The following is a 14,453-nucleotide window of genomic DNA, read 5'->3' on the forward strand; positions in this document are numbered from 1 at the left end:
CGGTCGGGGTAGGAAATTCTCAGGCGATCCGTTCGCCATATCGCTGCAGTTGGAGAGCCGGGAGGCGCGTTCCCGCCAGCGCGTCGGCGATACGGGAACGAAGAGTGCCAAAAGGCAGAGATGGCTGATTGGGCCCAGGCGATCAGACGCTCAGGGCCCAATCGCAGCGGTCATACCTCGAAGACATCCTCGAAGGTTTCCGGGAAGCTCTGGCGGGCGACCCTTTCGTCGATCACGAGCAGGGACTCGTAGGAGAGCGGGTCGAAGTCCTTTTCCACCGCCACGACTTCGCGGCCGAAGAGCAGGCAGAGGCGGGCGGCGTCGAGATTTCCGCGTTCGAAGGGCTCGGCGCCGAAATAGTGCCAGAGGGCATGCAGGAACGCGGCATCGATGCGGTGTTCGGCCGTGCCGGGCCGCCCGCGGCGGGGTATCACCTTGAGCGGTGTTACTCCGCGCGGATTGGCCCGGCGAATGGTGAACTGGATGCCAGTGCCCGGCATGCCGGATGGAAAGCCGCGGTGTTTGGTCATGTCGGGCAGGTTTGCCATGCGATCCTCCTTAGGCCGTCTCGGCCTGAGCGATCTTGTCCTGCGTCTTCGTCTCGAAGTCGGAGGCGTCGTGGCGTTCGTGCAGTTGCTCCGAGGGATCGCCGCTCAGACGGTTGACCATGCGACCGCGCTTGACCGCCGGGCGTGCGGCAATTTCGGCCGTCCAGCGCTGGACGTGCTCATAGCTCTGGACCTCGAGGAAGGTGCCGGCGTCGCCATAGACCTGGCCAAGTGCCAGGTTGCCGTACCAGGGCCAGGTGGCCATGTCGGCGATGGTGTATTCGGAGCCGGCCAGGAACCGGTGGTCGGCAAGATGACGGTCGAGAACGTCGAGTTGGCGCTTCACTTCCATGGCGTAGCGGTCGATGGCGTATTTGATGTGCATCGGCGCATAGGCGTAGAAATGGCCGAAACCGCCGCCGAGGAACGGCGCAGAGCCCATCTGCCAGAACAGCCAGTTCAAGGTCTCGGTGCGGGCGCGAAGCTCGCTCGGTAGGAAGGCGCCGAATTTCTCAGCAAGATAGGTGAGGATGGAGGCCGACTCGAAGACGCGGACGGGCGCGCCGCCGCCCTTCGGCATATGGTCCGTCAGCGCCGGAATCTTCGAGTTCGGGTTGATCTCGACGAAGCCGGAACCGAACTGGTCGCCATCGCCGATACGAATCGGCCAGGCATCGTACTCGGCGCCCGAATGGCCGGCGGCCAAAAGCTCTTCGAGCATGATCGTGACCTTCACGCCATTCGGCGTCGCCAGCGAATAAAGCTGCAGCGGGTGCTTGCCAACAGGCAGGTCCTTGTCGTGGGTCGGCCCGGAGATCGGGCGATTGATGCTGGCAAATGCGCCGCCATTGCCTTTTTCCCAGCTCCAGACCTTCGGAGGTTGATAGCCGGCGGGGAAACTGTCGGCGGGGGACTTCTCGGTCATGAAATCAATCCTTGTCGTCTAAAGGGCATGTCCAACGGGCAAGCGACGCCACAAACATTGGGTGTCGGCCTGCTGCTTCGCGCTGTTCTATACCGTCCTTTCGGTGCCTTCCAGAAAAACGGTTTCGCTTCCTGCGCACGCGCTAGCAAGCAAGTCCAGGAGAAGTGCAACGCCTTCACCTTGCACCCGCCTTTTTGGCCGGCGCAGAACAGGCGGTGGTCGATCGCCCGTCGAGGAGAAGCGTCAACCGCGCCGTGCCGCCTCGATCGCAGCCACGTCGATCTTCCGCATGGTCATCATGGCCTCGAAGGCGCGCTTCGCCTCACCGCCGCCAGCCGCCATTGCATCCGTCAGGACGCGAGGCGTGATCTGCCAGGAGATCCCCCACTTGTCCTTGCACCAGCCGCAGGCGCTCTCCTCGCCGCCATTGTTGACGATCGCGTTCCAATAGCGGTCGGTCTCTTCCTGATCGTCGGTGGCGATCTGGAACGAGAAGGCCTCGTTGTGCTTGAACATCGGACCGCCGTTCAGCCCGAGACAGGCGACGCCGGCAACGATGAACTCGACCGTCAGCACATCGCCCTCCTTGCCGGACGGGTAGTCGCCGGGTGCCTGGTGCACCGCAGTCAGACGGCTGTCCGGAAAGACCTCGGCGTAGAACCGCGCGGCGGCTTCGGCGTCCTTGTCGTACCAGAGGCAGATCGTGTTCTTTGCCATAACGTGTTCCTTTCGCGTTGAAGGCTTGCCGCCCTCTTCATGGGGTCTCCTACGAAATAGGTAGCGGCCCGGTTTTCTCCAGCCCGAAAGTGCTAGCGCGCTTGGCCGCGCGTGCACGATGACGACCTCGTGACTTTGCTTTCGTGCGCGTCTGTTCGATTGCGCGGCCATCCGTTTGGAAAGCGGCGTTGCAATCCCTAGATGAACAGCTCGATGCTCGCAGGGCGCGAGGTCGCCAACGCATACTTTCAAAGGAATGCAAATGAATCAGATGGATGGGACCCTTGCCGTGGTGACGGGAGCGGGCCGCGGCCTCGGCGCTGCATTGGCCTATACGCTCGCTGAAGCAGGATGCGATCTCGTGCTTTGCGGGCGCAGCGCGAACGCGCTTGGAGACGTGGCGCGGGCGATCATCCAGAATCTCGGAAGGCGCGTGCAAACGGTCGAACTCGATCTTTCCGATGCGGAGAGCGTGGCGGCAGCGGTTACGCGCATCAAGGCGGAAAACGCCCGTGTCGACATCCTCGTCAACAACGGCGCGATGTGGCTCGCGGATAGCGAGGCGGATCATTCGGCCGACGACGTGTTCGGCGTCGTCAATGCGGCGGTCACCGGAACGTTCCTGTTGACCCAGGGCCTGCTGCCGCTGCTCAACCAATCGCCTCGGCCCGATATCGTCACCATCGGTTCGATCAGCGGTCTTCCGAATGCGCCGCTGCAGACCGTGTCCGTACCGTTTTACGCCGCCAAGCGCGCACAGGCCGCGCTGGCGGACGGCCTCAGCCAGAAGTTCGCAGGCACGCCCGTGCGCTCGATCGTCGTTCATCCGCCCTATCTCGATGACATCTCGCCGCTGGTGGAAGCGTGGCACGAAGCCGGCGCGCGAAAGAAGGGCGAGGCGGCGACCAATCGTGACGTCTGCGACGCCGTGCTGTTTGCGCTGACGCGTCCCCGTCACGTGACCTTGTCGATCACGGTCGACGCCGACGAAGGTGGCCTCCATCCTTCCGGAAGGATCTGATCTCGAGCGCGCAAATGTCCAGACTTATCGTCCACATTTGTAGACGATAGGTCCTATTCTGACCGTCTACAGGGGTAGCGTCCATTCGTCTACATCCATGGCATCAACCATGGAGAACCGAAATGCACGCAATCGCTGAACCGATCTTCACCGCGGGTTTCCCGCTCGGCAGTTCCGCAGGTCTGGTCACCGCCTTCGAATGGCTCGGCCAGCCCTACCGTCTCACCCGCGTCGACATGCTCGGGGAAATGCGCACGGACGCGTACGAGCGCCTGAATGGCCGGGTGGAAACGCCCGTGCTCGTGACCGGCGAAGGGCGCGTCATCACCGAGACGATGGCGATCGCCCAATGGCTCGAGGCACGCGACCATGAGCGCCGCATCAGCTTTGCGCCGGGCACGTACGAGGCGGACCGGATGCACCAGTTCATCGCCTTCCTCAACACCGGCTTCACCGGAGCCTTCTTCCCCCTGTGGGTGGCGCTGGAAGCGGAAGACGCGACCGAGGACTACCGCAAGACGCTGCGCGTCTTCGGCCGCGATTTCGTCGCCAAGCGCCACGCCCAGCTTGAGGCGATGATGGGCGATGGAGACTATCTGCTGGGCGACCGCCCGACGCTCGCCGATGCAGTATTCGTCGGCGTCGCGCGCTGGGTGGACTTTCACGAGGCGATCGCGCCCGAGGACTACGCGCGCAACTACCCGCGCGTCCATGCGCTACGCAAACGCATCGAGGCCGACCCCGCGTTCCGCTACGCGCTGGCGATCGAAGACGGTGAGCTTGCCGCCGGAAACGGTTCGATGAAAGGTCTCATTCCGCTCCAGGACGTGCTGCGTCTGGCGGGCGCACTTGCGGACTGAGCCGATGGACAGCTGCGCGCCGACGGGTGCGGCGCGCAGCTTTCACGCCGTCAGATGCGCCGGGCGAAATCGATGATCGCATTGCTCACAACGTCCGGACGCTCCTGTGGGAGCCAGTGCCCGCTGCCGGGCACGATGACTTTGCCCATCAGTTGTGGCGCCAGACGGGGCATAGCATCGATGATGTCGCGCATCCCCGGGATGCTGAGCCCGGTGTCCCTTTCGCCGACCATGAACAGGGCCGGCACATCGACCGTCATGCCGGCGAGCGAAGCTTGCAGTTGCCAGTTGCGATCGAGGTTGCGGTAGTAATTGAGCCCGCCGCGAAAACCGGAGCGGACGAATGCCTCGGCATAGGCGTCGAGATCGGTAGCCGTCAGCCAGTCCGGCATCGCTTTCGGATCGGGGAGGCGTGCGAGCAGTCCGTCCCGCCGTGGGACCATCCCGAACGGATTTGGGGTCTGGTCCCCGGCTTGCCGGGGGCCGGCATCTCCCGAAGCCGCGAACAGGATCTTGCGCAGCGTCTGTCGAATGTTCCGCTCCAGTTCCGCTTCGGCAACGCCGGGTTCCTGGAAGTAAAGCGTGTAAAGCTGCGCCTCGTCGGTCTGCGGGAAGATGCGGGTTGGCGGTACGGGTGGCGAGGCCATCATCGGCACGCTGATCGCGACCACGCCGCGGAAGCGGTCCGGCCGCATCTGTGCCGCCTGCCACGCGACCGAGGCACCCCAGTCGTTGCCGACGATGATGGCCGTCTCCGCGCCGAGCGCATCCAGGAGTGCGACCATATCCCCGACGATGTGAAACAGGGTGTATTCGTCGATCGCCAAGGGACATTCCGTGTGCCCATATCCACGCATGTCCGGCGCAACCGCACGAAATCCGGCCTTGGCGAGCGCCACAATCTGGTGGCGCCACGCATGGGCGGTTTCCGGAAAGCCGTGGCAGAAAAGGACGAGCGGCCCTTCTCCCCGGTCGACGACATTCATCCGGATCGTTCTCGTTTCGATGGTGCGAGCAGCCATATTCGGTCCTTCCGCTCTTGATGTCGTGGCTCGAATGGTACCCGGCGCGGCATAGGCCGGCCATGCGGCCGCCAGCAGAGCGGCCAACACCGTTCGTCTTTTCATGCTTGGGTCCTTGATTCCGTAATCATCTAAGTTACAGAATAGGACTAAGTCAAGTATGCGTAACATTAATAGTTACGCTATAGGGGTGCATATGAAACGAGACAGCCGGCTGGCGCGGATGATCCATGTCCTCATCCATATGGGGCTCCTGGGCGGGCGCGAGACCTCGGAAACCATTGCGAAGATGCTGAACACCAATCCGGTGGTCGTGCGCCGTACGATGGCAGCCCTGAAGCGCAAGGGCGTGGTTGGCTCCGAGGGTGGGCGAGGCGGCGGATGGGTGCTGCTGCGGCCGCTCGACGATCTCACCGTCCTCGATATCCAGAAGGCGCTGGATGAAGGCGAGGTACTGGCCGCAGGCGTTTCGGAGGATCATCCCACCTGTCCGGTGGAGCGGGCAGCAAATGCCGCCCTGGTGCGAGCCTTCGACAAGGCGGAGAGCGCATTGCTGGACGAGTTCGCAAAGCTCAGGCTATCGATCATCGCCGAGCAGGCCATGTCGGCCGACAGGTACCCGCCTCAGGATGGAAGAGATGACGACCGAAAATAGCGCTGACGATCCGCGCTTCCTGTGGCGTGGCGACTTCACGAATGCCGAGCTGAACGCCTTGCACGCCGAGTGCTTCGAACACGCCGTACTCGATGACGATTGGCGGAAACAGGTGAGCAATTTCAGCCTCGGCTGGGTTTGCCTGCGTCTCCAGGAAAATCTTGCCGGCTTCGTCAATGTCGCCTGGGACGGTGGCGTGCACGCCTTTCTGCTCGACACCATGGTTTCGGCGCCGTGGCGGCGAAGGGGCTATGCGCGCCGGCTCGTCGAAGAGGCGGTGGCAAACGCAAGGCATTCAGGCTGCGAATGGCTGCATGTCGACTTCGAGCCCCATCTTCGCGATTTCTATTTTGAAGCCTGCAAGTTTGTCCCCACCGTTGCCGGCCTGATCCGCTTGCGATAGCGGAGTTCAAAGCGTGCCCTATCGGGGCTTCCGCTGCGCTTTAAAGATGAGTAAAGAATGAAGGAATAAAGATCGAGGCGCAGCCTCAGGTTTCCCGAGCATTGGGCCATTGATGACATTCCAGCCACGGATGCAGAACAGGATCTCCGGGTTCAAGGTCCTCGGCGGTTTGCACCGTCGCGAATGGAACGGGATCATAGCTGACGTCTGGGATGTCGAGTGCGAGGCGCGCGCCGGCGGTCACTACGTGTCCGACGATCCGCGCATGTTCATCGTGCTCGATGCGCAAGGTGGCAGCCGCTGCAATGTCAAGCTCTCGCCCGGCGGCCCTGGGACGGTGCAGAACTACCGCGAACAGGGACTTTCCTACATCCCGGCGGGCATGGAGATCTGGGCCGATGTCGTCGACGTGCAATACATCCGCCATCTCGATCTGCACTTCAATCTCGAGGTCCTCAGCCGACGGCTGATGGAGGATCTCGACGCCAGCCGTTGCGACGCGCCCCGGCTGATGTTTCATGATGAGCGTTTCCTGCAACTCGCTCGGCTCATCGCTGCGGAGTGCCTCAATCCGCAGCCGTTGCATGATCTCTATGGTGATGGTCTGACGGTCGCGCTGTTCATCGACCTGATGAAGCTCAACCGTGCCGATCCGCGCAAGCGCAGCCCGCTTGCCGCCTGGCAAATGCGCCGCGTGGCCGACTACATCGCGGAGAACTTCGGCCGCAGCATTCGGCTCGAGGAACTGGCGGCGCTTGTGGGATTGTCGCAATCGCATTTCAGCCACGCCTTCAAGGCCTCGACCGGAATGGCGCCGCATCAGTGGCAGACGAATGCGCGCATCGAACGGGCCAAGCAACTCCTGCTGAAGAATGGCGCGTCGCTGACGGCGACGGCCGTCGAAACCGGGTTCGCGGACCAGGCGCATTTCACGCGGGTCTTCCGCAAGGTCGTCGGCACCACGCCGGCGCAGTGGAGGCGGAGCCGCTTGGCCTGAGCAAATTGTCTCACGCGCGGGCGAATGTTCGCTGTGAATAGCCCAAGATCGTTCAATTATCGCGGATCGCTCCAAGCGCCGGCATAATAGTTGATATAAACACTCATCTTATCTGATGTTTGCTTTTTAACGCCGCAGATCGCCCGGGGGATTGGCGCGATGGCGGCTCGGGGTGATGAAAGAGATGATGGTACGTTGCAGGGCGGCGGGTTTGGCCGAATGGCTGGCTGGAGGAGTAGCCGGCATTGCAATTCTGGCGGCGGGCGCCGCGATGGCGCAGGATGCGCCGGCGACCCGGCTGGAAATGATCGAGGTGCAGGCCGGGACGACCAAGGACGATGCGACCGGCCCGGTCGAAGGCTACGTCGCCAAGGCCACGACCACCGGTTCGAAATCGGCGACCCCGATCAGCGAAATTCCCCAATCCGTGTCGGTCATCGGCCGCGACGAGCTTGACGATCGCGGCGTCGTCAACAAGGTCGACGAGGCGCTTCGCTATACGCCTGGCGTGATGGCCGAGCCCTTCGGCGTCGATCCGGATACCGACTGGTTCTATATCCGCGGTTTCGATGCGACGCAGACCGGCGTCTTCCTCGACGGCCTCAACCTGTTCTCCTACGGCTTCGGCGGCTTTCAGATCGATCCCTTCATGCTGGAGCGCGTCGAGGTGCTGAAAGGGCCGGCTTCGGTGCTCTATGGTGGCGCCAATCCCGGCGGCATCATCAGCCTCATCAGCAAGCGGCCGACGGAGGAGAGCTCGACCCATGTCGAGACCGGCATCAACAACAACGGCAATGCCTTCCTCGGCATCGATGTGAACCGGCCGCTGGACGATGCGATCAACTACCGCGTCACCGGCAAGGTCTCCGGCGGTAACAACTACACGGACCACTCGGAAGACCTGCGCGGTTTCATCCTGCCGCAGATCACCTATCAACCCGACGACGCGACCAGCCTGACGGTGTACGGCCTGCTGCAGGGTCTTGATCAGGTCCACACCGGTGGCGGCTTCCTGCCCTATGTCGGTACCGTCGTCGATGCGCCGTTCGGCAAGATCGATCGCAAGGCCTTCTTCGGCGAACCAGCCATCGATACCGGCACCTATGTGCAGCAGATGCTCGGCTACGAGTTCAAGCATGAATTCGACAGCGGCTGGCAATTCAGCCAGAACCTGCGCTACGGCCATCTCTACAAGCACGAGAACGGCCCCTATACCTACGGCTATTACGATCCGAGCCTGCCTTTCCCGGTTTCGCCGGCGCCTGCCACACCTGACAATCTGCTCTATCGGCTCGGCTTCGAGGCGACCTCCAAGGTCGATACATTCGGCGTCGACAATCGCCTCGAAGGCGCGTTCGAAACCGGCGCTCTCGGCCACACGCTGCTGGTCGGTCTCGACTACAAGCTCTTCCGCCTGGACCACGTGCAGGCGTCCTCGGCGGGAACGCCGATCAGCGCCACCGATCCCGTCTACGGCGCGCCGCAGCCGGCCAATGCCATCTATATCAACCAGGTGATCACCCAGCAGCAGCTTGGCGTCTACGCTCAAGACCAGATCCGCTTCGGCGACGGTTGGCTCGTCACGCTCAATGGCCGCTACGACTATGTCGACACCAAGACCGACAACGGCCCCACCTTCTGGGCTCCGACGCAAAACTCGAGCTTCGGCTACAGCGAAGGCGCCGTCAGCGGCCGCGCCGGGCTTGCCTATGAATTCGACAATGGCCTGACCCCCTATGTGAGTGTCGCCACCTTCTTCAATCCGGTCGTGGCGGTGACAACAACCGGCAACACCAAGCCGGAGGAAGGCGAGCAGTTCGAAGCCGGGGTCAAGTACGAGCCGACCTTCTTCGATGGCATGCTGACGGCATCCATCTACCAGCTGACCAAACGCAACGCGCTCGTGACCGACCCGCTGACGAGCATATCCACCCAGACCGGCGAGGTGCGCTCCCGCGGCATCGAGCTTGAGGGCAAGGTCAATCTCAACGAAAGCTGGAAGGTGATCGCGGGCCTCGACTTCATGGATATCGAGGTGACCGAGGACGCGAACCGGGCACTGGTCGGCAAGTCGCCCTATCTCGTCCCCGACACGCTGGCCTCGCTATGGATCGACTACACCGTGCAGCAGGGCGCGCTCGAGGGCGTCAGCCTCGGTGCCGGTGTTCGCTATCGCGGCGAGAGTTGGGCGAACAAGGAGAACACGGCGAAGGTGCCCTCCGCAACGGTCTTCGATGCGGGGCTGCGTTATGAGAAGGAGGGATGGGGTGCTGCCCTGAACGTCACCAACCTTTTCGACAAGAAGTATGTGAGCGGTTGCAGCGGCGTGCTCGTCTGCGGTTATGGCGACGCAAGAACCGTCACGCTCAAGCTCAGCAAGACATGGTAATCTGAACCCATGCGGGGGCCGGAGCAAACCGGCCCCCGCACTGCATCGGCGTGGCCGAATGCCACGTCCGCGCCGATCCGCGTTCGACACGCGCTGGTTGGTGTCGATCTCTCCTTGGGGCCCGCCTTTGTCGCTTTTGCGCGCAACCATAATGATGTAGCAATGACGCCATCGACCTAAGCGGGAATCACTGAGGGGATGGCGGATGGAGCTGTTGACGCTTCAACATTTTGCGGGTTGCGTCGGCCAGGCGTTCGATCTCTCTCTTGGCGAAAGCACGATGCCGTTGACCCTGGCGGAGGCGACGCCGGGTGCGACCCAGATACTGCCCGGCATGCGCCGCGCGCCTTTCTCCCTCATGTTCCGCAGCAGTTCGGCAGTGGTGCTGCCGCAGCAGATCTACAAGCTGAACAACGCGTCGCTCGGCGCGTTGGAGATCTTTCTCGTGCCGGTCGCCCGCGACAAACAGGGCATCGTCTATCAGGCGATCTTCAACTGACGGAGCCTCAGCTTTCAGCAACGGACATCGTCGCAAGGCCATCCCATCCGGATATGTGATCCGCCATCGGCTTCTACGCGAAATCCAAGACGCTGGTAGAGCGCTCGCGCGCGGACATTGTGCTGTTCGACATGCAGGGTCACCGAAACGGCGCCCGACTGGCTCGCCTGCCGGAGAATGGCCGACAGGATGGCGCTTCCTCTGCCGCATCCGCGCCATTCCGGCAGCAGGCCGATATCGATGATGAGCCAGTTGTCTCGCGTGAAATCCAGATAGAGGCGGCCGACGGGCCTGCTTTCAAGCTCGACGACGAGAAAATCCGCTTCGGGAAACGTCGCCATGTAGTGGCGGTGCTGGAAGGCGAACTGCTGGTCGAGAAAGGCATGCTTCTGCTCGTCCGGCCAGGGTATCGCTGCCAGTTCGTCTGCCCGAAACAAGCGATAGAGACCGAGCAGAAACGGAACGTCCGCCGATGTGGCATGACGCAGCACGAAATGTGCGACCGACAGGCGAGCAGGCGCAAGCCGCGTCGGAAAGCTGATCGCGGCAATGTCGTGCGCTATCACGGGAACGACGGAAACGCGCCTTGAAGGGCAATGCAGAAATTGACGGCGAGGAAAGGTTGGCGGTTTTCATGCGGCTGGTTCCCGCCTGTGGGGCCGATCATGCTGGGTGCAAACTGGGCATCCGGTTTTGCGGCGACCGCCGCCATGACCGTATTTTGAGCCGGCAGGGTCAGCGAGTTCCCGGCAGACGGCGTGCTCACCCTCTTCGAGACGTCAGTCTGGTTGTAGATCGTCAACGCGTGGGTGTGGGCGGGCATTTCGGTGGAGAGCAGTGTGACGCTCTCCGACCCGAAGACCTCCCCGATGGCGTGGGGCGTTAGGCCTGGACCACTGCCCTGACTGCAACCGGCGCGGCCGGCAAAATTGGGCAACTGAAAATTGCTTCGTCCGTCGCCACCATAGGAGTTGCCAATCAGGGCGAACAAGGGAGTATTTTGCTGGATAGGAAGCAGTGTGCCGTTGCAGAGCGCCCAGCCATAAGGTGCGAAGTTGAAGCCGAAAAGCTGGATTTCACCAATGAAAGGCTCTGTCATTTCTATCCCCTTATCGTGAAGGTCCGGATCAGCTTTGCTGCGGGAAGATGCCATCGAGCGCGATGCAGAATTGCACCGTGAGCGTGGGCATCGTGTTGTCATGAGGCTGAGTGCCCCCTGAAGGGCCGGTCGAGGCAGACGAGGTCGTACGCCCGCTGAGGCCGGTCACGTCCGTGGCATAGAACGTATCGCTCGCCACCGCACCGAACTCGACAGTCGGCCCGACCGACGTTGCCTCCGCCGTCGTGGTCGTCGCAAATATCGTATGGTTGTGCGCCGCTAGCTGCGCACTCGTCAGCGTCACGTTTTCGGTGCCGCCAATCTGTCCGAGTACACGTGGCGACAGGCTTGGCCCGGTGCCCCAGTGCATTGGCACGCGACCGCGCAGGTCGGGCACACGGAATGTCTGCTGGCCATCACCGCCATAGGTGGTGCCAATCAGCATGTAGAGTGCCTCGTATTGGGCTATCGAAATCAGCGAACCGTCGCAGGCCTGCCATCCCGTCGGCACACGGGGGAAACCGAACATCCGTATTTCCCCGATATAGGGCGTGCTCATCCTTGACCTCCGGTGGCTGGGTTCAACTGCGGGACGGGTATACGCCCGAAAGCGCAATGCAGAAGTTGATGGCGTTGAAGGGCTGCAGGTTGTCGTGTGGCTGCCCGCCGGCATTGGGCGCCACACTCTGCGGCGACAAGGGTACCTGCGGCCCGCCGGTCTGCGCATAGATCGCCAGGGCCGTCTTGCCGAAGAGCGCATCCGTCGGGGCGCGTTGGTCGCCATTGGACGTCGTGCCGTTCCCCTGATGAAAATGGGCGGGAATCTGCTGTGAATTCAAAGTGACGGCTTCAGCGCCGCCGACTTCCGCCATCGCACAGGTGGGCTGCCATCTCTGGTCCACCGAATTGCCGTAGGATATCGGAGTGCGGCCCTGCAGGTTCGGCAGGGAGAAGTTGGTCGTACCGTTGCCGCCGTAATAGGTGCCCAGCAAGGAGAACAACGCCTGGTTCTGGCTGATGGACATCAACTGTCCGTTGCAGAGCGCAAAGGTCTTCGGCGCAAAGCCGAATCCGGTCATCATGATCTGCCCGAGATAGACTTCGGTCATCGCTGCCCCCAATAATCTGACGACTCTGAATATGCCCCTGCGCGGCACCTTCTCTCATAACGAGCATTTTGGGAAGAGCGGTTGCGTGTTCTTCCTACCCCGAATTCTCGCATAGGTCGCACTAGCCTGGGTTGTGTGACTCAAAATTTCGTGTCAGTCAGTGGGTGAGGCAGCGAACGGACTGATCGCGACGATGGACTTCGGTCCATGTGGCGCGCAGCGCGCACAGGGGCGGGGCAATGTTTCAGCAATCGTTAGGTCGTGCGCGCCGGGTGCGTGGCCATCTGGCTCTCTTTTTGGGCTTCCTGGTGTTGCTCTGCCTGGCAACGCTGGGCGCTGCCTCTTCGGCGCAGGCGGGTCTCTGCGGCACCTCGCAAAACATTTCGGTTCCGTCCGGCGGCAGTGTCACCATCACCTGTTCCGATTGGGGCTTCATTCAGCCGGCCGTCCAGTCGCCTTCCCACGGAAGCCTGACGTTCAACATCCCACTCCTCAATCAGCTCGTCTATACGAACAACGGCGACGGCGCGACGTCCGATAGCTTCATCGTCAAGGACGATGACGCCACCCCGGTGACCTTCACTGTGACCATTGCACCGTCGAGCTCGCCGTTGACGGTGACGCCTGCAAGCTTGCCGACGCCGGCGATCAGCAGCCCCTACAGCCAGACGCTGAGCACGACCGGGGGCGTTGCGCCCTATAGCTATACGCGCACCAGCGGTGTCTTGCCGCCGGGCCTCGCGCTTTCACCCACGGGTGTGATTTCGGGAACGCCGACCGGCTCCGGTCCGTACAATTTCACCGTGCGTGTGACGGATTCGACCGCGCCGACGCCAATCGTGGTCGACAAGGGCTACAACGTCACGATCGCTGCACCGGTGATCGATGCGACACCGGACAATCCACCAGATGGCGGGGTGAATGTTCCCTACAGTCTGCAGTTTTCCGCCTCCGGCGGCACGGCACCCTACACGTTTACGCCCGATACCGGCACCTTGCCGGCTGGCCTGACCCTTTCGACGAGCGGGCTCCTGTCCGGTACGCCGACGGTCGCGGGCAGCGCGACATTCAGGCTGAAGGTCCAGGACAGCACCACGATCTCGACAGGCGGGGTTCATTTCATAACGCAGAACGTGACCGTTACCATCAATTCCTATCCCCCGGTAACGATCAATCCAGCGGGCGGCCCGCTGGTGGCGGGTACCGTTGGTGCTGCCTATTCGCGAACCATTTCGGCCAGTGGCGGTTCGGGAGCAATCAGCTATGCGGTGTCATCAGGTTCGCTGCCCGACGGGCTCAGTCTCAGTCCGACGACAGGCGTGATCTCTGGCACGCCGACGGTTGCGGCCATCGGCACGGCGAGCTTCACCGTGACGGCAACGGCGGCGACGGCGGGCTCGGCCTCGGCCAGCTATTCGATCGCGGTGGCTGCGCCGCCAGTGGCGCTGAGCCCCGCTGCCGGCGTCTTGCCGGGTGGCACCGTCGCCACGGCCTATTCGCAAACGATCTCGGCCAGCGGCGGCGTGGGCGCGATCACCTACGTGGTCACGTCGGGCTCGCTGCCGGCTGGGCTCACTCTGGGATCGACGGGCGCAATCACCGGTACGCCGACAGCCGCGGCTATCGGTACCGCGCACTTCACGGTGACGGCGACGGCTGCGACCGTGGGCTCGGCTTCGGGCAGCTATTCGATCACGGTCACGGCTCCGCCAGTGGTGCTGACACCCGCGAGCGGCGCTCTCCTGGGGGGAACGGTGGGGATTGCCTACTCTGATACCTCGATATCGGCTAGCGGAGGGGTGGGCGCCATCACCTACGCGGTGACGACGGGCGCACTGCCGGCGGGCCTCAGCCTCAACACGTCGACCGGTGCAATCACCGGTTTGCCGACGGACGCCGCATTCGGAACGGCGACTTTCACCGTGACGGCGACAGCCGCCACCGCGGGTTCGACGTCAGCCAACTATTCGATCGCGATCGCGGCGCCGCCTCTCGTGCTGACGCCGGCAAGTGGCGCGGCGCTTCCGGATGGCATGGTCGATACCGTCTATCCGGGCGCATCGATCTCGGCGAGTGGTGGGGCGGGGGCAATCACCTATGCCGTAACGGCCGGCGCTCTGCCGGCCGGGCTCACCATGGATTCGACGACCGGTGCGATTACCGGCACTCCGGCCGCCTCGGGCTGGGGGACATCGCATTTCACAGTCAC

16 protein-coding genes are annotated in these 14,453 nt (G+C 62.8%); 8 read left to right on the forward strand and 8 right to left on the reverse strand.

The window, feature by feature from the left end; all coding sequences use genetic code 11:
* Window positions 1–170: 170 nt before the first annotated feature.
* From I8N66_RS01780 to I8N66_RS01790, 3 genes are all read right to left on the reverse strand, one after another.
* Window positions 171–548: a hypothetical protein gene (locus I8N66_RS01780; RefSeq protein WP_291148971.1), complete on the reverse strand. Its 378-nt coding sequence runs from the start codon at window positions 546–548 to the stop codon at window positions 171–173.
* A gap of 10 nt (window positions 549–558) precedes the next feature.
* Window positions 559–1,473, reverse strand: a complete 915-nt coding sequence (gene yghU / locus I8N66_RS01785) for a glutathione-dependent disulfide-bond oxidoreductase (RefSeq protein ID WP_291148974.1) — start codon at window positions 1,471–1,473, stop codon at window positions 559–561.
* Window positions 1,474–1,716: 243 nt separating this feature from the next.
* The gene (locus tag I8N66_RS01790; protein ID WP_291148976.1) at window positions 1,717–2,190 is read right to left on the reverse strand and encodes a VOC family protein; all 474 of its coding nucleotides are present in this window, start codon (window positions 2,188–2,190) and stop codon (window positions 1,717–1,719) included.
* 262 nt (window positions 2,191–2,452) lie between these two features.
* On the opposite strand from I8N66_RS01790, the gene I8N66_RS01795 reads away from it, so the two are divergent.
* Both I8N66_RS01795 and I8N66_RS01800 read left to right on the forward strand, forming a co-directional pair.
* Complete coding sequence (locus I8N66_RS01795; RefSeq protein WP_291148977.1) at window positions 2,453–3,211, forward strand: SDR family oxidoreductase; 759 nt, start codon at window positions 2,453–2,455, stop codon at window positions 3,209–3,211.
* 122 nt (window positions 3,212–3,333) lie between these two features.
* Complete coding sequence (locus I8N66_RS01800) at window positions 3,334–4,071, forward strand: glutathione S-transferase family protein (protein ID WP_291148979.1); 738 nt, start codon at window positions 3,334–3,336, stop codon at window positions 4,069–4,071.
* Window positions 4,072–4,121: 50 nt separating this feature from the next.
* On the opposite strand, the gene I8N66_RS01805 is transcribed toward I8N66_RS01800, so the two are convergent.
* Window positions 4,122–5,057: an alpha/beta hydrolase gene (locus I8N66_RS01805; protein WP_291148981.1), complete on the reverse strand. Its 936-nt coding sequence runs from the start codon at window positions 5,055–5,057 to the stop codon at window positions 4,122–4,124.
* 232 nt (window positions 5,058–5,289) lie between these two features.
* Here I8N66_RS01805 and I8N66_RS01810 point away from each other — a divergent pair, with 232 nt between their 5' ends.
* From I8N66_RS01810 to I8N66_RS01830, 5 genes are all read left to right on the forward strand, one after another.
* A complete protein-coding gene (locus I8N66_RS01810; protein WP_291148984.1) occupies window positions 5,290–5,748 on the forward strand; it encodes an Rrf2 family transcriptional regulator in 459 nt (152 codons plus the stop codon).
* Entirely contained in the window at window positions 5,732–6,151 is a 420-nt protein-coding gene (locus I8N66_RS01815; RefSeq protein WP_291148987.1) for a GNAT family N-acetyltransferase, read from the forward strand. The genes I8N66_RS01810 and I8N66_RS01815 overlap by 17 nt, the downstream gene beginning before the upstream one ends.
* Window positions 6,152–6,263: 112 nt before the next feature.
* Window positions 6,264–7,148, forward strand: coding sequence for an AraC family transcriptional regulator (locus I8N66_RS01820; RefSeq protein WP_291148990.1), 885 nt, complete (start codon window positions 6,264–6,266; stop codon window positions 7,146–7,148).
* Window positions 7,149–7,323: 175 nt separating this feature from the next.
* A complete protein-coding gene (locus tag I8N66_RS01825; RefSeq protein WP_291148993.1) occupies window positions 7,324–9,537 on the forward strand; it encodes a TonB-dependent siderophore receptor in 2,214 nt (737 codons plus the stop codon).
* A 205-nt stretch (window positions 9,538–9,742) separates the two neighbouring features.
* The gene (locus tag I8N66_RS01830) at window positions 9,743–10,036 is read left to right on the forward strand and encodes a hypothetical protein (protein WP_113538505.1); all 294 of its coding nucleotides are present in this window, start codon (window positions 9,743–9,745) and stop codon (window positions 10,034–10,036) included.
* A gap of 14 nt (window positions 10,037–10,050) precedes the next feature.
* Here the strand turns inward: I8N66_RS01830 and I8N66_RS01835 are convergent, their stop codons facing one another.
* The 4 genes from I8N66_RS01835 to I8N66_RS01850 are packed head-to-tail and all read right to left on the reverse strand — an operon-like array spanning window position 10,051 to window position 12,244.
* A complete protein-coding gene (locus I8N66_RS01835) occupies window positions 10,051–10,602 on the reverse strand; it encodes a GNAT family N-acetyltransferase (RefSeq protein ID WP_291149001.1) in 552 nt (183 codons plus the stop codon).
* On the reverse strand, window positions 10,599–11,135 hold the full coding sequence (locus I8N66_RS01840) for a tail fiber protein (protein ID WP_291149004.1): 537 nt from the start codon (window positions 11,133–11,135) through the stop codon (window positions 10,599–10,601). The genes I8N66_RS01835 and I8N66_RS01840 overlap by 4 nt, the downstream gene beginning before the upstream one ends.
* A gap of 28 nt (window positions 11,136–11,163) precedes the next feature.
* On the reverse strand, window positions 11,164–11,694 hold the full coding sequence (locus tag I8N66_RS01845) for a tail fiber protein (protein ID WP_291149006.1): 531 nt from the start codon (window positions 11,692–11,694) through the stop codon (window positions 11,164–11,166).
* 22 nt (window positions 11,695–11,716) lie between these two features.
* Window positions 11,717–12,244: a tail fiber protein gene (locus I8N66_RS01850; RefSeq protein ID WP_291149009.1), complete on the reverse strand. Its 528-nt coding sequence runs from the start codon at window positions 12,242–12,244 to the stop codon at window positions 11,717–11,719.
* Window positions 12,245–12,483: 239 nt separating this feature from the next.
* Here I8N66_RS01850 and I8N66_RS01855 point away from each other — a divergent pair.
* Window positions 12,484–14,453, forward strand: a 1,970-nt coding sequence (locus I8N66_RS01855; protein WP_291149012.1) for an Ig domain-containing protein, incomplete at its 3' end; no start/stop codon positions are given.

This window comes from Ensifer sp. SSB1, from assembly GCF_016652895.1.
In the GTDB taxonomy this organism is placed as follows: Bacteria; Pseudomonadota; Alphaproteobacteria; order Rhizobiales; family Rhizobiaceae; genus Ensifer.